Here is a 22,051-nt window from a genome sequence, read left to right on the forward strand (position 1 = left end):
GGGTGGTGCGGGTGGTCAGCGCGCGCTGCTGTCCACGATGGTGAACAGGTCGATCAGGCCGGTGACCTCCAGCGGGCGGGTGACCGCCCGGGTGGTGGCGACGAGCCGCAGGTCGACGTCGCGCGAGCGGGCGGACTTCTGGGTCTCGACGAGGACGGCCAGACCCGCGGAGCCCAGGAATTGGACACCGGACAGGTCGATGACGAGCTCGCGGGGCTGCTGCTCGAGCTGGGTGTCCAGCGAGGAGCGCAGCACCGGGGCGGTGAACGTGTCCACCTCGCCGACGACCGTCACCGTGACCGAGCCGTCCTCGCCCGTGGCGGTGGAGAGCGTGATCACGTCGTCGAAGGGTGCCTCCGTGCCCTCGCTGGGCACGTCGTGCTGCCCTCCGGCAGGCAGGTCGGATGCGGTCACGGACGCAGCTCCTCTCAGTGGCCACACCGCACGGCGCGGCCACCGGTCAATCTACCGACGAACGCCCCGGGGGTGTGATCACCCCCGGGTGCACCGGTGGTCCTGAAAAGTGCGCCGGAGCCAGGCGGGCGGCCGGCGCACGCGGCTGCCTGCTCAACCGCGTCATCCAACGTAGACAACCGGATGGCGAGACGCCAACCAGCCCGGCGGGACGCCGCTGGGGCGTCCCGCCGGGCGCGGGCGGTGGGTCCTGGGTGTGCCGGGTCCTGGGTGTGCCGGGTCCTGGGTGTGCCGGGTCCTGACCGGAGGGTGCCGGGGCGCGGGCTGCGGGGTGCGGTCCTGCCTCAGGGGTCGATCGCGTGGACGGCGGCCTCCTCCGGCCCCTCCCCGCCGGCCCGGCGGTCGGCGGTGGCCTCGACGTCGTCGGCGGTCCGGTTGGTGCCGGAGTCGCTCTCCGGCGTCGTGGAGGTGTCCTGCTCCAGCTGCATGGACGCCGCCTCCGGGTCCTCGGCGGGGCGGACGCCGGGCTGCACGTCGGGCACCTCCCGGTCCAGCCGGCCGCTGAGCGACTCCCCGTCGGACTGCTCGCGGGCGGTGGTGCCGAAGTCGGTCACCGCGCCGGGGTCCTCGCCCGGCATCGGCGCGAACTCCGGGTCCTCCGCGGACTGCATGGTGGGCGAGTCGTCCTGCGCCACCTCCGGGATGCCCTCGTCCTCCGGGAACACGTCCCGGGCGGTCTGGCCCTCCGGCCGCGGGGTGGCGGGGTCCTCGGCGACGCCGGTCAGGCCGCGCTCGTCGTCGGGGAAGTCGGCGTCGTTCTGCGCGGAGTGCAGCGCGCCGGGATCGTTCTCGGTCACGGGGTCCCTTCCTCTCGGGCCGCCGGGACCGGGGTCCCGGCGGCGGACTGCCCTCCGCCTACCCGCCGTCCGGCGGGCCATGCGGGAACGCGCACCACGCCCGCCGGCGGCATGGGGCGGTGGACGACCGGGTAGCGCTCGGCGCATGGCGATTCCAGACCAGGTGCAGCGGATCAGCCGGCCGGTGCGCCGCTGGGCGGAGGAGCAGGGCCAGGCGTACGACGGTGGTCAGGACCGACCCCTGGGCGGCTTCCTCGGCGCGATGAGCGTCTACAGCGCCGCGGTGGCCGCGGGCGCCGCGGTGGTGCGCGCGTCGGGCCGGGAGCTGCCCACCCGCATCCCGCTCGGTGACGCCGTCCTGCTCACCGTCGGCACCTTCCGGCTGGCCCGGCGGATCGCCAAGGACCCCGTCACCAGCCCGCTGCGCGCCCCCTTCGCCCGCTTCGACGGGGCCTCCGGGGAGGCCGAGCTGGCCGAGCAGGTGCGCGCGGAGCACGGCTGGAAGCACGCCGTCGGGGAGCTGGTGACCTGCCCGTTCTGCCTGGCGCAGTGGGTGGGCACCGCGTTCGTCTTCAGCTACGTCGCCGCGCCGCGGGCCACCCGCCTGGCCGCGCTGACCATGACGATGGTGGCCGGGTCCGACGTCCTGCAGTTCGCCTACGACGCGCTGCAGAGCAGTGTCACCGGCGACGACGAGGAGGACGATGGGACCGGCGGGGCCGAGGACGCCGACTCCGCCGGGCGGCACTCCGAGTCGGCCTGAGCCGCGACAGCAGCGTCCAGCAGCACAGCCCGCTTCCCCCGGGCGGAGGAGCCCGTCGGCCGAGCGCGTGCCGGTGGCCGGGACCCGCACCTATCCTGCGGAACCGGCCGGCCGGCGGTCGCAGAGCCCGGGGAAGGGGAGTGGACATGCGCTCGATCTGGCGCGGCGCGGTCTCGTTCGGCCTGGTCAGCATCGGGGTGAAGCTGTACTCCGCGACCGAGGACAAGGACGTCCGCTTCCACCAGGTGCACGCCGTCGACGGCGGGCGGGTCAAGTACCGGCGGATCTGCTCGATCGACGGCGAGGAGGTCGAGTACGGCGACATCGCCAAGGGCTACGAGCTCCCCGACGGCCAGCTGGTGGTCCTCACCGACGACGACCTCGCCGACCTGCCGCTGTCGACCCGGCGGGAGATCGAGGTCCTGCAGTTCGTCGAGCAGAGCGAGATCGACCCGATCCACTTCGAGAAGACCTACTACCTCGAGCCCGACGGCCCGGCGACCCGCCCCTACGTGCTGCTGCGCGACGCGCTGGAGAACACCGGCCAGGTCGCGATCACCAAGATCGCGCTGCGGCAGCGGGAGTCGCTGGCCGCGATGCGGGTGCGCGACGGCGTCCTGGTGCTGCACACCATGCGCTGGCCCGACGAGATCCGCCGTCCCGACTTCGGCTTCCTCGACGAGGACGTCGCCGTCCGGCCGCAGGAGCTGCAGATGGCCGAGGCGCTGATCACCTCGATGGCCGGCGAGTTCGACCCCGGTGAGTTCACCGACGACTACCGCGAGGCGATGACGGCGCTGCTGGAGGCCAAGCAGACCGGCGGTGAGGTGCAGCCGGTGCCCGAGACGGCCGACCCGGGCGCGGCCGTGGTCGACCTGATGAGCGCGCTGCGGCGCAGCGTCGAGCGCGCCCGCGGCGGCGGGGACGCCACCGCCACCGAGGACGAGGCCCCCGCCCCGCGGGCCCGGCGGGGGACGCGGGCCCGCACGGCGGAGGCCGACGAGCCGTCGCCGGCGAAGCGCGCCCCGGCGAAGAAGGCCGCCGCGAAGAGGACGCCGGCGGAGAAGGCCGCCGCGGCCGAGGAGGCCCCCGCCCGCCCGCGCGCCCGCAAGGTGACCGCCGCGACCAAGGAGCCGGCCAAGCGGACCTCGCGCCGCAGCGCCTGACCCGTGCGCCCCGACCCGCTGCCCGAGCCGGTGCCGGCGCCGATGCTCGCCGTCGCCGGGGAGCTGCCGCCGCGGCGCGAGGACGGCGGCTGGGGCTACGAGTTCAAGTGGGACGGCGTCCGGGCGCTGGCCGCGGTCCGCGACGGCCGGCTGGGCCTGTGGGCGCGCAGCGGCACCGAGGTGACCGGCCGCTACCCCGAGTTGAGCCGTCTCCCGGCGGCCCTGGCCGGTGCCGACGTCGTCCTCGACGGTGAGGTGGTGGCCCTCGACCGGCTGGGCCGCCCGGACTTCGGCCTGCTGCAGAACCGGATGCACCGCACCGGCGGCGCCGACGTCGCCCGGCTGGCCGCGGCGGCGCCGGTGACCTTCCTGGTCTTCGACGTGCTGACCGTCGGGAGCGAGCGCCTGCTCGAGGAGCCCTACGAGGTGCGGCGCGAGCGGCTCGAGGAGCTGGGCGCGGCCGGGCAGCGGTGGGTGACCACGCCGTGGTTCCGCGGCGGGGGCGCCGACGTGCACGCGGCGAGCCGGGACAACGGCCTGGAGGGCGTCGTCGCCAAGCGGCTGGACTCGCCCTACCGGCCCGGCGTGCGCGCGCCGGAGTGGCGCAAGGTCAAGCACGTCCGGATGCAGGGCGTCGTCGTCGGCGGGTGGCGGCCGGGCAAGGGGCGGCGGGCCGGGGGAGTGGGCTCGCTGCTGGTCGGCGTCCACGACGACGACGGCCGGCTGGTCTACGCCGGTCACGTGGGCACCGGCTTCACCGACGCGGCGCTGCGCGAGCTCGGCGGGCTGCTGCGCCCGCGCCGGACGCCGCCGTTCGCCGACGCCATCCCGCGCGAGGTCGCCCGCGACGCGCGGTGGGCCGAGCCGGACCTGGTCGGCGAGGTCGCCTTCGCCGCGTGGACCGCCGACGGCCGGATGCGCCACCCCGCGTGGCGCGGGCTGCGCGAGGACCTCGACGTCGACGACGTCGTGGTGGAGTGGAGCCCGTGAGCCGGCAGCGGGTGCGCGTGGACGGCCGGCAGCTGTCGGTCTCGAACCTGGAGAAGGTGCTCTTCCCCGAGGTCTCCTTCACCAAGGCGCAGGTCATCGACTACTACGTGCGGATCGCGCCGGTGCTGCTGCCGCACCTGTCGGGCCGGCCGGTGACCTTCACCCGCTGGCCCGACGGCGTCGAGGGGCCGGCCTTCTTCGAGAAGAACACCGCCCGGCACGCGCCGGACTGGGTGCGGCGGGTCACCGTCCCGAGCCCCGGCAGCTCGCGCGACCGCGAGGTCCTCGAGATGGTGGTCCTGGAGACCGTCGCCGACCTCGCCTGGGCGGCCAACCTGGCCGCGCTCGAGCTGCACGTGCCGCAGTGGCAGGTGGGCAGCAGGCGGCAGCCGACGCTGCCCGACCTGCTCGTGCTGGACCTCGACCCCGGCCCGGACGCCGGCATCCGGGAGTGCTGCGAGGTCGCCGAGCGGCTGCGGGTGCGGCTGGTCGAGGACGGGCTGGACCCGGTGGTGAAGACGTCGGGGTCCAAGGGGATGCAGGTCTACGCACCGATCCGGGTCACCGACCGCGAGCAGCCCTCCCGCTACGCCAAGGCACTGGCGCAGGAGCTCTCGGCGCAGACGCCCGACCGCGTCGTCTGGCGGATGGAGAAGGTGCTGCGGCCGGGCAAGGTCCTCGTCGACTGGAGCCAGAACAACCCGGCCAAGACCACGGTCGCGCCGTACTCGCTGCGCGCCCGGCCCGACGCGACGGTCTCCACGCCGATCGGCTGGGACGAGGTGGACGCCGTCCGGGGCGGCGGCGCCGACCCCGGCGAGCTGCGGTTCCACACCGAGGAGGTGCTGGCCCGGGTCGAGGAGTACGGCGACCTGTTCGACGTCGCCGACCGGACCCGCGGCCGGTTGCCCGCCGTCTGAGCCCCGGCGGGACGGCCCCCGTCGTGCTCCTGACACCATCTCGCGCGTGTCCGCCGCCCCGCTCGCACACGACTCCGGCTCCTCCGACGTCGGGCGGCTGGTGGTCCGCTGCCCCGACCGCCCGGGCATCGTCGCGGTCCTCTCCCGGCTGCTGGCCGACGTCGGGGCGAACATCACCGAGTCCCAGCAGCACTCGTCGGACCCGACCGGCGGCACCTTCACGCTGCGGCTGGAGTTCGTGCTGCCCGGGCTGGCGGCCCGCCGGACCCAGCTGGAGGGCGCGCTGGAGCTGCTGGCCGAGCAGTGGCAGCTGATCTGGCGGCTGGCCGAGGCGTCCCGCCGGCCGCGCGTGGCGGTGTTCGTGTCGAGGACCGACCACGTGCTGCAGGAGCTGCTCTACCGGGTGCGCGCCGGTGACCTGCCCGCCGACATCGTCGCCGTCGTCTCCAACCACCCCGACCTCGAGCCGGTGGCGCTGGCGGCCGGCGTCCCCTTCCACCACGTGCCGGTGACGCCGGAGACCAGGGCCCAGGCCGAGGCGCGCGCCCTGGAGCTGGTCGGCGACGTCGACCTGGTGGTGCTCGCGCGCTACATGCAGATCGTCTCGGCCGACTTCTGCAGCCGCTTCCCCGAGCGGCTGATCAACATCCACCACAGCTTCCTGCCGGCGTTCGTCGGGGCGAACCCCTACCGGGCGGCGCACGACCGCGGCGTGAAGCTGATCGGGGCGACGGCGCACTACGTGACCCCCGACCTCGACGCCGGGCCGATCATCGAGCAGGAGGTGGCCCGGGTCGACCACCGCGCCACCGTGGAGGACATGCGCCGGGTGGGCCGCTACGTCGAGCGGCAGGTGCTCGCCCAGGCGGTGACCTGGCACGTCGAGGACCGCGTCGTCGTCGAGGGCGACCGCACCATCGTCTTCGCCTGAGGCGCGCTCCGCCCGCCGCCGGCCACCACCGGGCTCCACGTGTGGTCCCCGGTGGTGACCGGGTACCCCTGGAACGGACCGGGGGAGTAGCCGGGAACGCGGCTTGATTTGACTCATTCAAGAAAAGCCGGTTGAGTGGAGTCGATGGAGACGACGTGGGCGCCCCGGCTGCAGGACGCCGGGCTGCGGGTGACGCGGCCGCGACTGGCCGTCCTCGACGCCCTCGCCGGCCATCCGCACGCCGATGCGGACACGCTGGTCACGGTGGCCCGCCAGGCGCACCCGACGCTGTCGCCGCAGGCCGTCTACGGCGTCCTCAAGGCGCTGGTCGCCGTCGGCCTGACCCGCCGGGTCGAGCCGGCCGGCGCCCCGGCGCTCTACGAGGTCCGCGTGGGGGACAACCACCACCACCTGGTCTGCCGCTCGTGCGGCGTGGTCGTCGATGTCGACTGCGTCGTCGGGGCGGCTCCGTGCCTGTCGCCCTCGGACACGGCGGGCTTCGCCGTCGACGAGGCGGAGGTCGTCTTCTGGGGTCTGTGCCGCGAGTGCCGGGTGCGGACGGCGGAGGAGGCCCCACAGGTCCTTCAGCACGACAATCGAGGAGGAACACCCGCATGACCGACGTCGCATCGCAGGGCACTGCCCCCAGTGAGGCCGACCGCCCGGTCCTGACCAACCGTCAGGGCCACCCGGTCTACGACAACCAGAACCAGCGGACGGTGGGCGCACGCGGCCCGGCGACCCTGGAGAACTACCAGTTCCTCGAGAAGATCAGCCACTTCGACCGGGAGCGCATCCCGGAGCGCGTCGTGCACGCCCGCGGTGTGACCGCCTTCGGGTACTTCGAGGCCGACGGCACCGTCGGCGACGAGCCGGTCGCGAAGTACACCCGCGCCAAGCTGTTCCAGGAGAAGGGCAAGCGGACCGACGTCGCGCTGCGCTTCTCGACCGTCGCCGGTGGCCGCGACTCCTCGGAGTCCGCGCGCGACCCGCGCGGCTTCGCCGTGAAGTTCTACACCGAGGACGGCAACTGGGACCTCGTCGGCAACAACCTCGGCGTCTTCTTCATCCGCGACGCCATCAAGTTCCCCGACTTCATCCACTCGCAGAAGCCGGACCCGGTCACGTTCGAGGCCAGCGTGGCCGAGCGGGCCTTCGACTTCTTCAGCCAGACCCCCGAGGCCATGCACATGGTCTCGCTGGTCTTCAGCCCCCGCGGCACGCCGGCCTCCTACCGGTTCATGCAGGGCTTCGGCGTGAACACCTACAAGTGGGTCAACGCCGAGGGCGAGACCGTCCTGGTCAAGTACCACTGGCTGCCCAAGCAGGGTGTGAGGTCCTGGACCGCCGCCGACGCCGCGGCCACGCAGGCCCAGACCCTCGGTGCCCACACCAAGGACCTGCACGACGCGATCGCCGCCGGCGACTTCCCGTCGTGGGAGCTGCACGTGCAGATCATGAGCGACGACGAGCACCCGGAGCTGGACTTCGACCCGCTCGACGACACCAAGGTCTGGCCGGAGGAGGTCTTCCCGCTCCGCAAGGTCGGGACGATGACCCTCGACCGGATGCCCGAGGACAACTTCACGCAGAACGAGCAGATCGCGTTCGGCACCGGTGTCCTCGTCGATGGCCTGGACTTCTCCGACGACAAGATGCTGGTCGGCCGGACGTTCTCCTACTCCGACACCCAGCGCTACCGGGTGGGCCCCAACTACCTGCAGCTGCCGGTCAACCAGCCGAAGGCGCGGGTGGCCACCAACCAGCGCGACGGCCAGATGGCCTACGGCGTCGACCGGGCCGAGGGCACCAACCCGCACGTGAACTACGAGCCGTCGATCCTGGGCGGCCTGCGGGAGGCGGAGTACCCCACCCACGACGAGCAGGGCCCGGTCATCACCGGCCGCGTCACCCGCAAGCGGATCCCGCGCACCAACGACTACGCGCAGGCCGGCGAGCGCTACCTGCTGTCGGAGCAGTGGGAGAAGGACGACCTGGTGGCGAACCTGGTCGGCGCCCTGCAGCAGTGCCGCCGCGAGATCCAGGAGCGGATGGTCTGGCACTTCTTCATGTGCGAGGACGAGTGGGGCCAGCGCGTCGGCGACGCCCTGGGGATCACCGCGGACGACGTCCGCGGCCTGGCCCCGCTGCAGACGCAGACCCTGTCCGAGGAGGAGCAGCAGCGCGCCGCCAACCTCGGCAAGAACGGCCCGCGTGACGTCAGCGGCCACGTGATGACGCACTGCGTGCCCAACGAGCACGTCGCCGTCGCCCAGGGCTGACCACTCCAGCACGGCTGGCGGGCCGCGACCGGGACCCCCGGTCGCGGCCCGCTGTGGGTTCCCGGCCGGTCGCCTCCCATGGGCCGGGAGCCCCTGCTGGGTCGGCAGGGTCTGGCTCACCTACCGTCTGCCCGGGGTCCGCAGCGTCGCGCCAGGAGGAGACATGAGCAGCACACCGACGAGCACTGGCCAGACGGCGGGACGTCCAGGAGCCGGGGGTCGCGGAGCCGGCCGGGTGGCCTCGCTGTGCTGGATCGCCGTGCTGCTCGACGGCTTCGACCTCGTCGTGGTCCCCACGACGCTATTCGGGCTGTCGGCGGAGTGGGGGCTGTCCGCCGGCGGGGCGAGCGCCCTGATCACCGTCGGGCTGGTCGGGATGATGGTGGGCGCGCTGACGATCGGCACGCTCACCGACCTGCTCGGGCGCCGCAAGGCGCTGATCACCTCGGTGACGGCCTTCTCGGTGCTCACCCTGCTCTGCGCGCTGGCGCCGAACCCGTTCGTCTTCGGCCTGCTGCGCTTCCTCGCCGGGCTCGGTCTCGGCGGGTGCCTGCCGACGGCGATCGCCATGGTCAACGAGTTCAGCCGCGGTGCCCGCGGCGGTCGCGTGACGACGACGATGATGACCGGCTACCACGTCGGTGCGGTGGCCACCGCCGCCCTCGGCATCCTGGTGGTCGAGCCGCTGGGCTGGCGGTGGATGTACGTGATCGGCGCGCTGCCGGCCCTCGTCCTGGTGCCGCTCATGCTGCGGCACCTGCCCGAGTCGGCCGCCTACCTGCTCGCGCACGGCCGACGGGCCGAGGCCGAGGAGGTCGCCCGCCGGCACGGGCTCACGCTCGAGGACCCGGCCGCGCCGGTCGACCCGCACGCCGGGGAGGCGAGCACCGGCGGCGCCGCGGCCACCCTGGCCACGCTGTTCCGCGGTGGCTACCTGCGCAACACGCTGGCCATCGGCGTCACGTCGTTCATGGGCCTGCTCCTGGTGTACGGCCTGAACAACTGGCTGCCCGGGATCATGCGCGAGGCCGGCTACGACCTCGGCGCCCAGCTGGCCTTCCTCACGGTCCTCAACGTGGGCGCGATCGTGGGTCTGCTGGTCGCCGGGACGGTGGCCGACCGGATCGGCGTCCGCACCGCCGGGGTCGGCTGGTTCGCCGCGGCGGCGCTGTTCCTCGCGCTGCTGTCGATCCGGCTGCCCCTCGCCGGCATCTACCTCATGGTCTTCCTGACCGGCTGCTTCGTCTTCAGCGCCCAGGTGCTGGTCTACGCGCTGGTCAGCGGCAACCACCCGCCGCAGGTGCGCGGCACCGCGCTGGGCTGGTCGGCCGGGGCCGGCCGGGTCGGCGCGATCGTCGGCCCGCTGCTGGCCGGCCTGCTCGTCGGCGCGGGAGTGGCCTTCCCCTGGGGCTTCTACCTCTTCGCGGTGGTCGGCGTGCTCGGCGCCGCGGCGCTCGCGGTCACCCGCACGGCCGCACGCCGGCCCGCCTGACCCGCCCTCCACGGGGCGCGCGGGTCCTCCCTCACTCCCCGCTGCGGCGGTCCTGCTCGGCGAGGAAGCGCTCGAGCTCGGCCCCGATCTCCTCGCCGCTGGGCACCTCGCCGACCTGTCCCAGCAGCTCGGTGCCCTCGCGGGCGGAGGTGAACTGGTCGTACTGCTGCTCCAGGGCGGCGACCACGGCGGTGTTGTCGGAGGAGCGGGCGATCTGCTCGTCGAGGTCGCTGCGGTTGCGCTGTGCCGCCTCGCGCAGCGTCTCGGTGGGCAGCAGCAGGCCGGTCAGCCGGCCCAGGTGCTCGAGCAGGGTCAGCGTCGCGGCCGGGTAGGTGGCCTGCGCCAGGTAGTGCGGTACGTGTGCGGCCACGCCCAGCGCGTCCACCCCGGCCTCGCCGAGGCGCAGCTCGAGCAGGGCCGCGGCGCTGCCGGGGATGCGCATCTCGCCCCAGTAGACGGGATAGGCGTCGATGAGCTGGCGGCGCGTGCCGTGCGCGGTGACCGTGACCGGCCGGGTGTGCGGCACCGGCATGGGGATCGCCTGCAGGGCCACGACCGAGGTGACGCCGAGCCGCTCGACGAGCCCGGCGATCGCGGCGACGAAGGCCTCCCAGCGGTAGTCCGGCTCCGGTCCGGTGAGCAGCAGGAACGGCTCGCCGGAGTCGTCCTCGACCGCCCACAGCACGATCTCCGGCGCGTCGAAGGTCTCGTACCGGTCGCCGGAGAAGGTCATCCGTGGCCGGCGCGCGCGGTAGTCGACCAGGAGGTCGGCGTCGAAGCGGGCGACCGTGCGGTGCGGCAGCGTGGCCAGCAGGTGGGCGCCGGCCAGGGCGGCGGAGGAGGCGGCGTCGAAGTCGCCGGCGAGGGCGTGCACGAGCACCAGACCGCGCCGGCGGGCGGGCTCGGGCACCGCCGCCTCGGCGGCGAGGAACGGCTCGGCCTCGGGGAGCAGCTCGACGAGCTCGTCCGGTCGTTGCGCCACGGGGGCACCTCCTGCAGGTCGTCGTCACCGTGATCAGCGACGACGGGCCCCCGGGCATTCCCGGCGGCCACCCGCCGGTCAGCTGCCGGGCGTCCCCGGGGCCGGGGTGCGGGTGAGCACCGCGCCGTCGTCGTCGCCGGCGACCTGGGTCCGCGTGCCGTCACCGGCCACCTCGGGGTGTCGCCCGTCGAAGACGTCGCGCCCGTACCGGTAGACGACGGCGATCAGCGCGGCCACCGGCACGCCGAGGAAGGCGCCCAGGATGCCGGCCAGGCTGCTGCCCGCGGTGACGGCGAGGATGACCACGGCGGCGTGCAGGTTGAAGCCGCGGCCCTGGATGATCGGCTGCAGCACGTTGCCCTCGATCTGCTGCACCAGCAGCACGATGCCGAAGATGATCAGGGCGGTGGTGAACCCCTCGTCCACCAGCGCGATCAGCACGGCGAAGGCGCCGGCCACGAAGGCGCCGATGATCGGGATGAACGCACCGAAGAACGTCAGGACCGCCAGCGGGATCACCAGCGGGACGTCGAAGATCCACAACCCGATGCCGATGAACAGGGCGTCGACGAACCCGACCAGGGCCTGCTGCTTGATGAACTCCGACAGCGTGCTCCACGTCTTCTGCGACAGCGCGGCCACGTGCGGCGCGGCCCGCGGGCCGGTCTGCGCGGCCAGCCACGGCACCCAGCGCGGACCGTCCTTGATGAAGAAGAACGCCAGCAGCAGCGCCAGGACCAGGTTCACCAGGCCGTTGCCGACGGCCGAGGCGCCGGAGGCCGCGTAGCCGGCGATGTTCGAGGCGTTGGCCTGCACCGAGTTGATCGCCTGGTCGACGTACTGGCCGATCTGCTCCTCGTCGATGTTGAACGGCGGACCCTGCAGCCACTGCTGGACCTGCTCGAGACCGTCGGCGGCCTGGTCGGCGAGCTCGGTGACCTGGTCGGCGACCTGCGGGGCGATGACCGCGATCAGCGCGGCGATGAGACCCAGGAAGACGAGCAGCACGACCGCCGCGGCCAGTGCCGGCGGCCAGCCGTGCCGGCGCAGGAAGCGCGTGGGCGGCCACAGCACGGTCGCGAACAGCAGCCCCAGGATCACCGGCAGCAGGACGACCCACAGCTTGCCCAGCACCCAGCCGACGACCACGAGCGCGGCACTGATGAGCAGCAGCTGCGCCGAGGCGATGGCCAGCGACCGCACCGCGGAGCCGGCCCGCTCGCCGCGCTGCCAGGTGGGCGCGGGGGCCACGGTGGCGGTGTGGTCGCCGGGGCGCGGGTCACCCGAGCCGCCCTCGCCGGTGAGGGACGGGGTCGGGCTCCCCGCGTCGCCGTCGCGGTCGCCGCCGGTCCGGGGCGCGTCCGGCCGGGGCGCGCCAGGGACCCCCACGGTGGAGCCCCCGGCCGATCCCGGGGCGTCGTCCCGGTGTCCGGGCAGGCGGAACCTCATGGGTCGATCGCACCACAGATCATCGCGACCCACCGTCCGGAGATCACCACCGCCGACGGCGACCGTCCCGCCCGGTACCTCCCCCTCCTGCGGGCTAGCGTCGGGGCGTGCCGAGAACCGCCACCGCCGACCGGGTCGACCGCACCGCCCTGCTGGAGTTCCTCCGCCCGCGGCACCGTGCCGTGCTGCTCACCCGCCGCCGCGAGGGTGGGCCACAGCTGTCACCGGTGACCTACGGCGTCGACGCCGACGGCCGCGTCGTCGTCTCCACCTACCCGCAGCGGGCCAAGGTGCGCAACGCCCGCCGCGACCCCGCCGTCTCGCTGTGCGTGCTCTCCGACGCGTGGGACGACCCCTGGGTGCAGGTCGACGGCCGGGCCGAGGTGCTCGACCTGCCCGAGGCGCTCGAGCCGCTGGTCGAGTACTTCCGCTCCATCAGCGGCGAGCACCCGGACTGGGACGAGTACCGCGCCGCGATGACCCGGCAGGGCAAGTCGCTGCTGCGGATCACGGTCGAGTCCTGGGGGCCGGTGGCCACCGGCGGCTTCCCGCCGGAGCTCGCGACCGGGGACTGAGCCGGCGCCCGGCGCGCCGGGCAAGGCCAGGAGCTTGCCCGGACGGCCTCCGGGGACGACGCTGCGCCCGTGCTGCTCGCGATCGGCTGGGCTCCCCGGTCCGGCAGCGCCGCGATCCCCGGTGCCCCGCCGCCCGGGCCGGCACTGCCGGTGGGGACGGCGGTGCGGCCGATCCGGGAGGGCAGCGGGGTCGCCGTCGTCGACGACGGCGACCCCGCTGCCGCGGCGCGGGCGGCCGTCGACGCCGTCGTCGCGCTGGTGCGGCAGGGTGGCTGGCGGATCGGGGTGGGAGCCGCTCCCGCCTCGGCCGACGACGGCCCGGTGCTGCTGGTCGCCCGCCGGGCGCTGGAGGCGGCCACCCGCACACCGGCCCGCCTCGCCGTCCGCGGGACCGACCCGGCCGCGTCCGCCGACGCGCAGGCGGTGCTCTCCGCGCTGGCCGTCCTGCTGGCCCGCCGCAGCCGGGCGGCCTGGGCCGCCGCCGACCTGGTCGCCGCCGGCGCCGCCCGCGCGGCCGTGGCCGCCGAGCTCGGCGTCTCCCGGCAGGCGGTCGCGCAGCGGCTGTCGGCGGGGCTGTGGGACCTCGAGCAGGAGCTGCGGCCCGCCGCCGCCCGCCTGCTCGTCCGCGCCGCGGGCTGAGCCCGCCCGGGGACCGCCGCGCGCGGTGATCACCGCACCCCGGAGAATGGGACCCGAACCGCCCCGAGGAGGTCCGGATGACCCAGCCCGTGCACCCGCAGCGCAACACCGAGCTGCTCGGTGTCTACCTCAACGACCACCTCGCCGCCGCCACGGGCGGCATCGAGCTGGTGTGCCGGATGATCGGCGTGCACCGCGGGTCGCGGTGGGAGCCGCCGCTGCAGCAGCTGCTCGCCGAGCTCCGCGACGAGAAGTCCTCCCTGCTCGACGTCGCGCAGGCGCTCGGCGTCCCGGTGCGCCAGTACAAGCAGCTCGGTGTCTGGGTGGCCGAGAAGCTCTCCCGCGCCAAGCTCAACGGCCGGCTGCTCTCCCGCTCACCGCTGTCGGACCTGATCGAGTTCGAGTTCCTCGCCTCGGCCGTGCGCGGCAAGCGCAGCGGCTTCGAGACGCTGCGGATCGCCGCGGAGGTCGACGACCGTCTGCCCCGGGCCGAGCTGGACCGGCTCATCGACCAGGCGAACCGGCAGTACGAGTGGCTCACCGACGCCCGGCGCGACGTGGCCGCGGCGGTCTTCGGCGGCCGACCGGAGGCCGCCGAGCGCACCGGCGGGCACTGACCGGGGCCCGCCGGGCGGCCCGGGGGACGGCCTGGTAGCACTGCCTGCATGTGCCACGACCCGAGCAGCCGCCCACCCGCGCCGCCCCGCCACGCCGGTGAGGTCGCCGCGACCGAACTGACCACCCTCACCGCGGCCGACGGCACGCAGTTCTCCGCGGCCTGGGCGGCTCCGGCCGACGTCGGCAGCGCCCCCGCCGGCGTCGTCGTCCTCCCCGACATCCGCGGCCTGCACCCCTACTACGTGGCGCTGGCCGAGCGCTTCGCCGAGGCCGGTGTGCCGGCGCTGGCGATCGACTGGTTCGGCCGGACCGCCGGCCTGGCCGAGGGCGGCAGCCGCGACGGGGAGTTCGACTGGCAGACGCACATCCCGCAGACGACGCCGGAGGGCATCGACGCCGACCTCGCCGCCGCGATCGCCGAGCTGCGCCGCCGCACCCGCCCCGACCTGCCCGTGGTCACGGTGGGCTTCTGCTTCGGCGGCAGCCACTCCTGGCGTCAGTCGGGCGGGGACCTCGACGTCGCCGCCTGCGCGGGCTTCTACGGCCGGCCGGTCATGGTGGGCGACGCCGCGTCCCGCGCCTCCCGGCCGACGCTGATGCTCATCGCCGGCGCGGACGCCGCCACCCCCGTCGAGGACCAGCTCGCCTTGGCCGAGACCATGCGCGCGGCCGGCGCCGAGGTGACCACCGCCGTCTACGACGGTGCGCCGCACTCCTTCTTCGACCGCGCCGCGACCGAGTGGGAGGACGCCTGCCAGGACGCGTGGCGGCGGCTGCTCGAGCTGGTGGACCGGGCCGGCGGTGCGGCCCCGTGAGCGAGCCCATCGACCCCGGGGTGATCGAGCTGGCCGCGCGGGTCTTCGACCTGGCCCGCTTCGGGCACACCGAGGAGCTGACCGCCTACGTCGACGCCGGGGTCCCCGTCGACCTCACCAACGACAAGGGCGACACGCTGCTCATCCTGGCCGCCTACCACGACCACCCCGAGACGGTGGCCGCGCTGCTCGCCCGCGGCGCCGACCACGGCCGGGCCAACGACCGCGGGCAGACGGCCCTGGCCGCCGCGGTGTTCCGCCGCTCCGAGCCCGCGGTGCGCGCGCTGCTCGACGCCGGGGCCGACCCCGACGCCGGCGGGCCCAGCGCCCGCGAGACGGCGGTGTTCTTCGAGCTGCCGGAGATGTCGGCACTGCTGGGGCGCCCCGCCCGCTGACGGGTCCCCCCGGACGCGGGCGCGGCGTGTCACCCTGGGGGCTCACGGCGGCGCCGGACGGGGGCGCGGGTGCGGCGGCGGTGCGGTCCGGGCCGACGGGCCCGCGGCCGGCCCGCACGGCCACCGCGGGGCGGGAGGGACGTCGACACATGGCCGCGCAGCAGCACTCCCTGCCGGGGCCGGGGCCCGACCGGGCGAGCACCGGGGCGACCCGGCTGACGCCGCCCGACACGACCGACCTGCAGGCCGCGCTCGTCGCGGCCGCGCAGTCCCCGGTCGGCCCTCAGGGGCCCGCCGTCGACGTCCTCGGCGACGCCGCCGCCGACCGCCCGACCGCGGACACCCCGGTCGCCGTCCCGGCCGTGGCCGGTCCGGCTGCGGCCGGTGCGGCTGCCGACGGTCCGGCCGCCATCCCGGAGCCGGGCGGCGCCGGGGGGATGCCCCGCTGGCTGGTGCTGCTGATCGGGGCCGCGGCGGCCACCATCGCCGTCGCCGGCGTCCGGGAGATCGCCTGGCTGCTCGCGCCCGTGATGCTCGCCCTGGTCGTCGTCGTCGCGCTCATGCCGGTGCAGCGGTGGCTGCTGCGCCACCACGTACCCCGCTGGGCCAGCGCCACGGTGCTCCTGGTGCTCGTGTGGGGCGTGCTGCTCGGCTTCGGCTCGCTCCTCGTGTACGCGATCGCCCAGTTCGCCGTCCTGCTGCCCGGCTACGCGCCGCAGTTCCAGCTCCTGCTCGACGACACCGTCCGCCGGCTCGGCGAGGCCGGCATGTCCTCGGCGCAGATCGCCGAGCTCGTCGACCGCTTCGACTACGGGCAGCTCGTGGGCCTGGCCACCGGCCTGCTCGCCCGCGTCACCGACACCGCGACCACGCTGGTGCTGCTGCTGTCGGCGATCGTCTTCCTCGCCATCGAGTCCGGTGGGTTCGGCCGCCGGCTGGCGCTGGTCGCCGCCGACCGCCCGCACCTGCCCATCGCCTTCGGGCTGTTCGCCCGGGGCACCCGCAGCTACCTGCTGGTGAGCACGGTGTTCGGGGCGATCGTGGCGGTGGGCGACACGATCGCCCTGGAGATCCTCGACGTGCCGCTGCCCCTGCTGTGGGGCGTGCTGTCGTTCATCACCAACTACGTGCCCAACATCGGGTTCGTCCTCGGCGTGATCCCGCCCGCCCTGCTCGGCCTCCTCGACGGCGGGTGGACCGAGTTCTGGGTGGTGATCATCGTCTACGCGCTGCTCAACTTCGTCGTCCAGACGCTCATCCAGCCGCGGTTCGTGGGCGACTCGGTCGGCCTGTCGATGACGGTCACCTTCCTCGCGCTGCTGTTCTGGGGCTGGGTGCTCGGCGCCCTCGGCGCGCTGCTGGCCATCCCGCTGACGCTGCTGGTCAAGGCCATGCTGGTCGACGTCGACCCGCGCGGGCACTGGCTCGACGCCCTGCTGCGCGAGGAGCCCCGGGCGCCCCGCACCAGCCGCGCCCGCCAGCGCGCGCACGACCGCCGGGCGGCGCTGGCGTCGGTCCGGGCGCTGCACCCGCACTGGCCCGGACGGCGCGGATCCGGGCACTGACCTGCGCGTTCGGGGAATGTCAGGGGGGAGGAGGACGTTGTCCCCAACGTCGGGTGCAGTGCCCGACAGGACCCCTGGGAGGACCCGTGAAGGGTGATCGTGTCGAGGTCGTCATCGACGCCGGTGGCAGCACCCGCACCTACGAGATCGAGGCCACCCGCGCCGGCCGCCGGGTGGACGTGACCCACGGCCGCGGCGTCGTGGAGGTCACCGAGAACACCCGCGGCGGCACCCCCGTGCGCACCGCGCGCTTCATGTCCGGCCGGGTGCTCGCGCTCGTCGAGCACCCCGCGGCCCGCCCCGGGCTGGACGACGACGAGCCGGTGACCCCGCTGCGGCGGACCGCCTGAGCGAAGACCCTCCTGCCCCCCACCGCTCGCACGCTCGCGGTGGGTCCCTGCAGGAGGGCCGCCGTCCTCCCCGCCCCTCGCGAGCTCTGGGCGGATCCGGGACGGGGCCGCCGATGAGCCCGCCCGAGCTCGTCGTCATGGTGGGCCTGCAGGGCGCCGGCAAGTCGACCTGGGTCGCGCGCCACCTGGCGGCCACCCACGCCGTGGTGAGCAAGGACCACTGGCCCCGGGCCCGCCGCCGCGAGGCCCGGCAGCGGCGCGTGGTGGCCGAGCTGCTCGCGACCGGCCGCAGCGTCGTCGTCGACAACACCAGCCCGTCGGCGGACGAGCGCGCACCGCTGATCGCCGCGGCCCGCGCCGTCGGCGTACCCGTCCGCGCGGTGTGGCTGGACACCCCGCTGGACACGTGCCTGGCCCGCAACGAGGTCCGTCAGGGCCGGGACCGGGTGCCGCTGGTCGGCGTCCTGTCCGCCCGCGCGCGGTTCACCCCGCCCTCGACCGCGGAGGGCTTCGACCGGGTCGACGTCGTCCGCACCGCAGCCGGCACCCCGGACGAGCAGATCCCGGAGCAGCCGACCCCGCGGACCTGAGCCCCGGACGCGATCGCGCACGGGACGGCGCGTGCACCCGGCCGCGCGCGTGCGGTAGACCTTGCGGGCCCGCCCGCCCCCGTCCCCGGAGGTCCCGCCCGTGCTGGCCAGCATCGGTTACGCCGTCGCCTACACCGCCGTCGGCCTCGCGCTGCTCGCCCTCGGCTACCTCGCGCTCGACCTGCTGACGCCCGGCCACCTCGGCCGGCGCATCTACGCCGATCGGTCGGTGAGCGCGGCGGTGGTCCTCGCGGCCGGCTTCCTCGCCCAGGGCGCCGTCGTCTTCACCACGATCTGGACCAACGCCACCTCCGGCTTCGGCCGGGCGCTGCTCTACACCGTCGTCTTCGGCGTGCTGGGCGTGCTGCTGCAGGCCGCCGCCTTCGTCGCCCTCGACCTGCTCACACCCGGCAAGCTCGGCGCGCTGGTCACCGAGGTCGGCTTCCACCCCGCGAGCCTGGTCAGCGCCGCGGCGCAGCTGGCGGTGGCCGCCATCATCGTCGCCTCGATCTGGCCCTGAGCCCCGGCGCCGACCCGGTCTGGGCGACGCGCCGCCGGGCCCAGGACGATGCAGTACCGACCCCGCCGTAACCTGTCGGGCGCAGCGCGCCAGCGCGCGACCGGGTCGACCCGTCGCGTGCGTGCGCCCGGACCGGCCGGCGACGACGCCGCCACCAGCATGAGAGGAACCGCAATGAGCGAGGCAACCCCCCGTGTCGCCATCGTGACCGGCGCCGCCCGCGGCATCGGAGCCGCGACGGCACAGCGCCTGGCCGCCGACGGCTTCGCCGTGGCCGTGCTCGACCTCGACGAGGGCAACACCAAGGAGACCGTCGCGGCGATCGAGGCCGCCGGCGGCACCGCCCTCGGCGTGGGCGCCGACGTCAGCGACGCCGAGCAGGTGCAGGCCGCCGTCGACCGGATCGCCGCGGAGCTCGGCCCGCCCGTGGTGCTGGTCAACAACGCCGGTGTCACCCGCGACAACATGCTGTTCAAGATGACCGAGGTCGACTGGGACGTCGTCATGAACGTGCACCTGCGCGGCGCGTTCCTCATGGCGCGGGCCTGCCAGAAGTACATGGTCGAGGCCGGCTGGGGCCGCGTGGTCAGCCTGTCGAGCACCTCGGCGCTGGGCAACCGCGGCCAGGCCAACTACTCGACGGCCAAGGCCGGGCTGCAGGGCTTCACCAAGACCCTCGCCATCGAGCTGGGCAAGTTCGGCGTCACCGCCAACGCCATCGCCCCCGGCTTCATCCAGACGGAGATGACCAAGGCCACCGCCGAGCGCATGGGCGTCAGCTTCGAGGACTTCATCAAGGGCGCGGCCGCGCAGATCCCGGTCGCGCGCGTCGGCCAGCCGGAGGACATCGCCCACCTGGTCTCGTTCTTCGCCAGCGAGGGCGCCGGCTTCATCTCCGGCCAGGTCGTCTACGCCGCGGGCGGCCCGAAGGCCTAGCAGCCGGACGCCTCGCGCTCGTGAGCGCGAGGGTCCTCGACGGAGCCGCACCTGAGGTGCACCCCACGCCGGCCGGCGGGCACAGCGCCCCGCTGGCCGGCGTTGCACCAGCCGTGACCGCTCCGCTCCGCCTCGTCGTCCTCGGTGACTCCATCGCGTACGGGACCGGCGCCGCGCGGGTCGAGGACACCCTCGGCCCCCGGCTGGCGCAGGTGCTGCGCAGCGAGGGGATCGACACCGACCTCACCGTGCTGGCCGTGCCCGGCGCGGTGTCGCGTGACCTCGCCGCGCAGGTGCGCCGCGCCGCGCCCTCGGCCGCCGACCTCGCCGTCGTCGTCATCGGCGCCAACGACCTCGCCCGGTTCCTGCCCGCCGACCAGGCCGCGGCAGCGCTCGGGAGCGCGGTGGCCGACCTGCGTACCGCCGGCACCGACGTCGTGGTCGTCCCGGCGCCGGACATGTCCAGCGTCCCGTTCGTGCCGCCGGCGCTGCGACCGGCGGTGCGGGCCGCCTGCGCGGTGCTCCAGCAGCGCCAGGCCGCGATCGCCGAGGCGCACGGCGCCACCGTCGCCGCGGTCGCCGCCGAGGTCGGCCGGGCCTTCGGCGACGACCCGGCGCTGTTCTCCGCCGACCGCTTCCACCCGTCCTCGGCCGGCTACGCCCGGATCGCCGCCGCGCTCGCACCGACCGTGCTCGCCGCCGCCCGCGCCCGCCGGGCCCGCCGGGCCGCCTGAGCCGTCGGGCCGCTGAGCCGCCCCCTGCCGCCGCCGCTACCGGGCCGCCGTGCCGAGCAGCTTCGCCCACGCCGGCGCCAGCGCTCGGCCGTAGCGGTGCCCGTGCCCGGCCGGCTGGTCCATCGCCGGCAGCAGCGCGCCGGTCACCTGCCAGAACGTCGACACCGGCAGCCACGGGAGACCCGCCCGCGGGGCGACGAGCAGGCCCGGCCCCCACCACGCCACCGGGTCGTCGGGGTTGCGCACCTCGGTGCAGCCCGGGACCGGGAGCTCCCCGCCCGAACCCGGGCGGCCGGCCAGCAGGCAGCCGTCGACCGGGCCGACGGCGGGCAGCGCGGCGGCCAGCGCACCGGCGCCCAGGCTCTCCCCGAACACGAGCAGCCGCGGCCGCGTGCCCGGCGGCACGGTCGCCAGCCGCTCCCGCACCGCGGCCACCACGGCCCCGGCCGACCGCGTCGCCCGCTGCCCGCCGAGCAGGTACTCCGCCCAGCTGGGCCGGTCGGCGTACTCGACGGTCACGGTGGCGACGTCCCCGCCGGTGAGGTCCTCCACCGCGGCGAGCGCCGCCTCGTCGACCCAGCCCGACCCGGTGGGGACGGCGACCAGCACCGTCGACCGCGCCAGGCCGCCGGCGCGCTCCAGCCCGCGCACCGCGGCCTGCGCCCGTCCCGCGTCGGTGGCCGCGCCGTCCAGGCCCACCCGCACCCGCAGCGCCCCGCTCTCCCCGGCGGAGAGCGACGCCACGTCCGCCACGTCGCCCGTCCCGGTGGAGGCGACCCCCGGCCCAGGCTGCGGGCCCGCGCCGCACCCGGCCAGCAGGAGGAGCAGCACCGCCGCGACCACCGGCCGGGCCCGCGGCGTCCGTCCCCGGAGCACGTCGCCGGCCAGGACCGCCAGCGACCCGGCGGCCCGGACGGCCAGCCAGGCGGTCAGCGCGGCGAGCAGGCCGGCGGTCAGCCGGACCGCGGCCGGTGGCGGCAGCGGCCAGGGGGTGCCCACGCAGGTCAGCCCGGCCGTCCAGGCCGCCACCGTGGCCACCTGCGGCGGCCGTGCGCGGTGCCCGCTCACGGCCGGGTCTCCTGCGGGCAGCCGGTCACCACGTCGGCCAGGGCGGCCAGCGTGGTGCTGCCCGGACGGAAGTAGCCGTCGTGCCCGCGCACGCCGGCGACCGGCAGCGGGTGCGCCCCGAAGGCCGGCGCGGCCGGGTCGGCCCCGTGTCCCAGGTCCCCGAGGCGCACGTGCGGCACCCGGCCGATCCAGTCGTCGGGGGAGCGGGCTGCGGTCACCCGGGCCGTCGTGTGCAGGTCGTCGACGTCGTCGGCGCGGGCGCCCGGGCTGGCGAGGAGCACCAGGTCGTCGGCGGGCAGGTCGGCGGCGGCCAGCGCGACGACGACCGCGCCGTAGCTGTGACCCACCACGGTGAGGTGCGGCGGGCTCCCGGGCCGGTCCCGCAGCGCGGTCACCTCGGCGACCAGCGCGGGCACCGCCGCGCGGGCCAGCCGGCCGGTGGCCGCGTCCCGCCCCAGTCCCTCCGGCGTGGGGTAACCGACCCACAGGACGACGGCGCTGTCCGGCCCGGCGGCGGCGTGCAGCGCCCTCGCCCAGCCGAGCGGTCGGTGCTGTGGGTCGGCGGGGTCGTCCAGGGTGGAGAGGTCGGTGTCCGAGCCCGGCACGAGCACGGCGACCGAGCCGGCGGTGGCCGGGTCCCCGAGCGCCAGGACGGCGCGGCCCCGCTCGGCCGGGTCGCAGCCGAGGACCCGCAGCCCGTCGTCGTGACCCTGGGTGACCCGGGCGGTCAGGTCAGCCGCGCAGGCGGCGTCGTGACCGACCGGCCCGACGGGGGCCGCGGCCGCCGGCTGGGCGAGCTGCACGACCGCGCCCACCAGGGCGGACAGGACGGACAGGGCGACGGTCGCGGCGAGGGTGGTGTTCCGCATGCCGATCGATGCTGGACACACCGCCGCCGCAGGTCGTCACCCTGCGGAGCCGACCTGCGCACCTCCCCGCGGTGTACCCGCGGGCCGTGCGGTACCCCGGCCGTGGGGAGGCGTGCTACCGCGGTAGGGGA

The 22,051-nt window shown here is 75.5% G+C and carries 25 protein-coding genes; 19 read left to right on the forward strand and 6 right to left on the reverse strand.

All coding sequences use genetic code 11. The annotated features are described in order from the left end of the window. Positions 1–15: 15 nt before the first annotated feature. Together ACWIZO_RS17900 and ACWIZO_RS17905 are read right to left on the reverse strand one after the other, a co-directional pair. A complete protein-coding gene (locus ACWIZO_RS17900) occupies positions 16–414 on the reverse strand; it encodes an STAS domain-containing protein (RefSeq protein WP_446760124.1) in 399 nt (132 codons plus the stop codon). A gap of 344 nt (positions 415–758) precedes the next feature. Continuing rightward, complete coding sequence (locus ACWIZO_RS17905; RefSeq protein WP_448638995.1) at positions 759–1,271, reverse strand: hypothetical protein; 513 nt, start codon at positions 1,269–1,271, stop codon at positions 759–761. Positions 1,272–1,416: 145 nt separating this feature from the next. Here ACWIZO_RS17905 and ACWIZO_RS17910 point away from each other — a divergent pair, with 145 nt between their 5' ends. The 8 genes from ACWIZO_RS17910 (at position 1,417) to ACWIZO_RS17945 (ending at position 9,815) form a co-directional block, all read left to right on the forward strand. Continuing rightward, positions 1,417–2,034, forward strand: a complete 618-nt coding sequence (locus tag ACWIZO_RS17910; RefSeq protein ID WP_448638996.1) for a DUF1360 domain-containing protein — start codon at positions 1,417–1,419, stop codon at positions 2,032–2,034. Between the two features lie 146 nt (positions 2,035–2,180). Beyond that, positions 2,181–3,200, forward strand: a complete 1,020-nt coding sequence (gene ku / locus ACWIZO_RS17915) for a non-homologous end joining protein Ku (RefSeq protein WP_448638997.1) — start codon at positions 2,181–2,183, stop codon at positions 3,198–3,200. 3 nt (positions 3,201–3,203) lie between these two features. Next, positions 3,204–4,190 carry a non-homologous end-joining DNA ligase gene (gene ligD / locus ACWIZO_RS17920; RefSeq protein WP_448638998.1) on the forward strand — a complete coding sequence of 329 codons (987 nt, stop codon included), beginning with the start codon at positions 3,204–3,206 and terminating at the stop codon, positions 4,188–4,190. Continuing rightward, entirely contained in the window at positions 4,187–5,110 is a 924-nt protein-coding gene (gene ligD, locus ACWIZO_RS17925; RefSeq protein ID WP_448638999.1) for a non-homologous end-joining DNA ligase, read from the forward strand. Before ligD (ACWIZO_RS17920) ends, ligD (ACWIZO_RS17925) begins: the two co-directional genes overlap by 4 nt. A gap of 46 nt (positions 5,111–5,156) precedes the next feature. Then, complete coding sequence (gene purU / locus ACWIZO_RS17930; protein ID WP_448639000.1) at positions 5,157–6,041, forward strand: formyltetrahydrofolate deformylase; 885 nt, start codon at positions 5,157–5,159, stop codon at positions 6,039–6,041. 144 nt (positions 6,042–6,185) lie between these two features. Continuing rightward, the gene (locus ACWIZO_RS17935; protein ID WP_448639001.1) at positions 6,186–6,659 is read left to right on the forward strand and encodes a Fur family transcriptional regulator; all 474 of its coding nucleotides are present in this window, start codon (positions 6,186–6,188) and stop codon (positions 6,657–6,659) included. After that, the gene (locus ACWIZO_RS17940; protein WP_448639002.1) at positions 6,656–8,323 is read left to right on the forward strand and encodes a catalase; all 1,668 of its coding nucleotides are present in this window, start codon (positions 6,656–6,658) and stop codon (positions 8,321–8,323) included. Before ACWIZO_RS17935 ends, ACWIZO_RS17940 begins: the two co-directional genes overlap by 4 nt. 163 nt (positions 8,324–8,486) lie before the next feature. Continuing rightward, complete coding sequence (locus ACWIZO_RS17945) at positions 8,487–9,815, forward strand: MFS transporter (protein WP_448639003.1); 1,329 nt, start codon at positions 8,487–8,489, stop codon at positions 9,813–9,815. Between the two features lie 31 nt (positions 9,816–9,846). On the opposite strand, the gene ACWIZO_RS17950 is transcribed toward ACWIZO_RS17945, so the two are convergent. Continuing rightward, positions 9,847–10,797 carry a proteasome assembly chaperone family protein gene (locus ACWIZO_RS17950; RefSeq protein WP_448639004.1) on the reverse strand — a complete coding sequence of 317 codons (951 nt, stop codon included), beginning with the start codon at positions 10,795–10,797 and terminating at the stop codon, positions 9,847–9,849. Between the two features lie 78 nt (positions 10,798–10,875). Further along, a complete protein-coding gene (locus tag ACWIZO_RS17955) occupies positions 10,876–12,246 on the reverse strand; it encodes an AI-2E family transporter (protein WP_448639005.1) in 1,371 nt (456 codons plus the stop codon). A 107-nt stretch (positions 12,247–12,353) separates the two neighbouring features. Here ACWIZO_RS17955 and ACWIZO_RS17960 point away from each other — a divergent pair, with 107 nt between their 5' ends. The 11 genes from ACWIZO_RS17960 to ACWIZO_RS18010 all read left to right on the forward strand — a co-directional run bounded on the left by ACWIZO_RS17960 (position 12,354) and on the right by ACWIZO_RS18010 (position 19,983). Then, the gene (locus ACWIZO_RS17960; RefSeq protein WP_448639006.1) at positions 12,354–12,821 is read left to right on the forward strand and encodes a PPOX class F420-dependent oxidoreductase; all 468 of its coding nucleotides are present in this window, start codon (positions 12,354–12,356) and stop codon (positions 12,819–12,821) included. Between the two features lie 69 nt (positions 12,822–12,890). Beyond that, on the forward strand, positions 12,891–13,460 hold the full coding sequence (locus ACWIZO_RS17965) for a hypothetical protein (protein WP_448639007.1): 570 nt from the start codon (positions 12,891–12,893) through the stop codon (positions 13,458–13,460). Positions 13,461–13,537: 77 nt separating this feature from the next. Further along, positions 13,538–14,077: a hypothetical protein gene (locus ACWIZO_RS17970; protein ID WP_448639008.1), complete on the forward strand. Its 540-nt coding sequence runs from the start codon at positions 13,538–13,540 to the stop codon at positions 14,075–14,077. A 48-nt stretch (positions 14,078–14,125) separates the two neighbouring features. Further along, positions 14,126–14,893, forward strand: a complete 768-nt coding sequence (locus ACWIZO_RS17975; RefSeq protein WP_448639009.1) for a dienelactone hydrolase family protein — start codon at positions 14,126–14,128, stop codon at positions 14,891–14,893. Beyond that, positions 14,890–15,288 (forward strand): ankyrin repeat domain-containing protein, encoded by a 399-nt coding sequence (locus ACWIZO_RS17980; RefSeq protein WP_448639010.1) that lies wholly within the window; start codon positions 14,890–14,892, stop codon positions 15,286–15,288. The genes ACWIZO_RS17975 and ACWIZO_RS17980 overlap by 4 nt, the downstream gene beginning before the upstream one ends. A gap of 149 nt (positions 15,289–15,437) precedes the next feature. Beyond that, positions 15,438–16,853 (forward strand): AI-2E family transporter, encoded by a 1,416-nt coding sequence (locus tag ACWIZO_RS17985; RefSeq protein ID WP_448639011.1) that lies wholly within the window; start codon positions 15,438–15,440, stop codon positions 16,851–16,853. A gap of 86 nt (positions 16,854–16,939) precedes the next feature. Beyond that, on the forward strand, positions 16,940–17,203 hold the full coding sequence (locus tag ACWIZO_RS17990; RefSeq protein ID WP_448639012.1) for a hypothetical protein: 264 nt from the start codon (positions 16,940–16,942) through the stop codon (positions 17,201–17,203). 113 nt (positions 17,204–17,316) lie between these two features. Beyond that, on the forward strand, positions 17,317–17,793 hold the full coding sequence (locus ACWIZO_RS17995) for an AAA family ATPase (protein WP_448639013.1): 477 nt from the start codon (positions 17,317–17,319) through the stop codon (positions 17,791–17,793). A 100-nt stretch (positions 17,794–17,893) separates the two neighbouring features. Further along, a complete protein-coding gene (locus ACWIZO_RS18000; protein WP_448639014.1) occupies positions 17,894–18,313 on the forward strand; it encodes a DUF350 domain-containing protein in 420 nt (139 codons plus the stop codon). Between the two features lie 174 nt (positions 18,314–18,487). Next, positions 18,488–19,249: a 3-oxoacyl-ACP reductase FabG gene (fabG, locus tag ACWIZO_RS18005; RefSeq protein ID WP_448639015.1), complete on the forward strand. Its 762-nt coding sequence runs from the start codon at positions 18,488–18,490 to the stop codon at positions 19,247–19,249. 113 nt (positions 19,250–19,362) lie between these two features. Then, positions 19,363–19,983, forward strand: coding sequence for a GDSL-type esterase/lipase family protein (locus ACWIZO_RS18010; protein WP_448639016.1), 621 nt, complete (start codon positions 19,363–19,365; stop codon positions 19,981–19,983). A gap of 36 nt (positions 19,984–20,019) precedes the next feature. Here the strand turns inward: ACWIZO_RS18010 and ACWIZO_RS18015 are convergent, their stop codons facing one another. Then, entirely contained in the window at positions 20,020–21,051 is a 1,032-nt protein-coding gene (locus ACWIZO_RS18015; RefSeq protein WP_448639017.1) for an alpha/beta-hydrolase family protein, read from the reverse strand. Then, positions 21,048–21,920: an alpha/beta hydrolase gene (locus tag ACWIZO_RS18020; protein WP_448639018.1), complete on the reverse strand. Its 873-nt coding sequence runs from the start codon at positions 21,918–21,920 to the stop codon at positions 21,048–21,050. Before ACWIZO_RS18020 ends, ACWIZO_RS18015 begins: the two co-directional genes overlap by 4 nt. Positions 21,921–22,051: the final 131 nt, after the last annotated feature.

The organism is Geodermatophilus sp. URMC 63 (assembly GCF_053502565.1).

Coding starts and splice junctions, on each gene's coding strand:
- ACWIZO_RS17985 (WP_448639011.1), top strand. CDS start 15,438: ATGGCCGCGCAGCAGCACTCCCTGCCGGGGCCGGGGCCCGACCGGGCG.
- ACWIZO_RS17945 (WP_448639003.1), top strand. CDS start 8,487: ATGAGCAGCACACCGACGAGCACTGGCCAGACGGCGGGACGTCCAGGA.
- ACWIZO_RS17955 (WP_448639005.1), bottom strand. CDS start 12,246: ATGAGGTTCCGCCTGCCCGGACACCGGGACGACGCCCCGGGATCGGCC.
- ACWIZO_RS17910 (WP_448638996.1), top strand. CDS start 1,417: ATGGCGATTCCAGACCAGGTGCAGCGGATCAGCCGGCCGGTGCGCCGC.
- ACWIZO_RS17970 (WP_448639008.1), top strand. CDS start 13,538: ATGACCCAGCCCGTGCACCCGCAGCGCAACACCGAGCTGCTCGGTGTC.
- ACWIZO_RS18020 (WP_448639018.1), bottom strand. CDS start 21,920: ATGCGGAACACCACCCTCGCCGCGACCGTCGCCCTGTCCGTCCTGTCC.
- ACWIZO_RS17995 (WP_448639013.1), top strand. CDS start 17,317: ATGAGCCCGCCCGAGCTCGTCGTCATGGTGGGCCTGCAGGGCGCCGGC.
- fabG (WP_448639015.1), top strand. CDS start 18,488: ATGAGCGAGGCAACCCCCCGTGTCGCCATCGTGACCGGCGCCGCCCGC.
- ACWIZO_RS17975 (WP_448639009.1), top strand. CDS start 14,126: ATGTGCCACGACCCGAGCAGCCGCCCACCCGCGCCGCCCCGCCACGCC.
- ACWIZO_RS17935 (WP_448639001.1), top strand. CDS start 6,186: ATGGAGACGACGTGGGCGCCCCGGCTGCAGGACGCCGGGCTGCGGGTG.
- ku (WP_448638997.1), top strand. CDS start 2,181: ATGCGCTCGATCTGGCGCGGCGCGGTCTCGTTCGGCCTGGTCAGCATC.
- ACWIZO_RS17940 (WP_448639002.1), top strand. CDS start 6,656: ATGACCGACGTCGCATCGCAGGGCACTGCCCCCAGTGAGGCCGACCGC.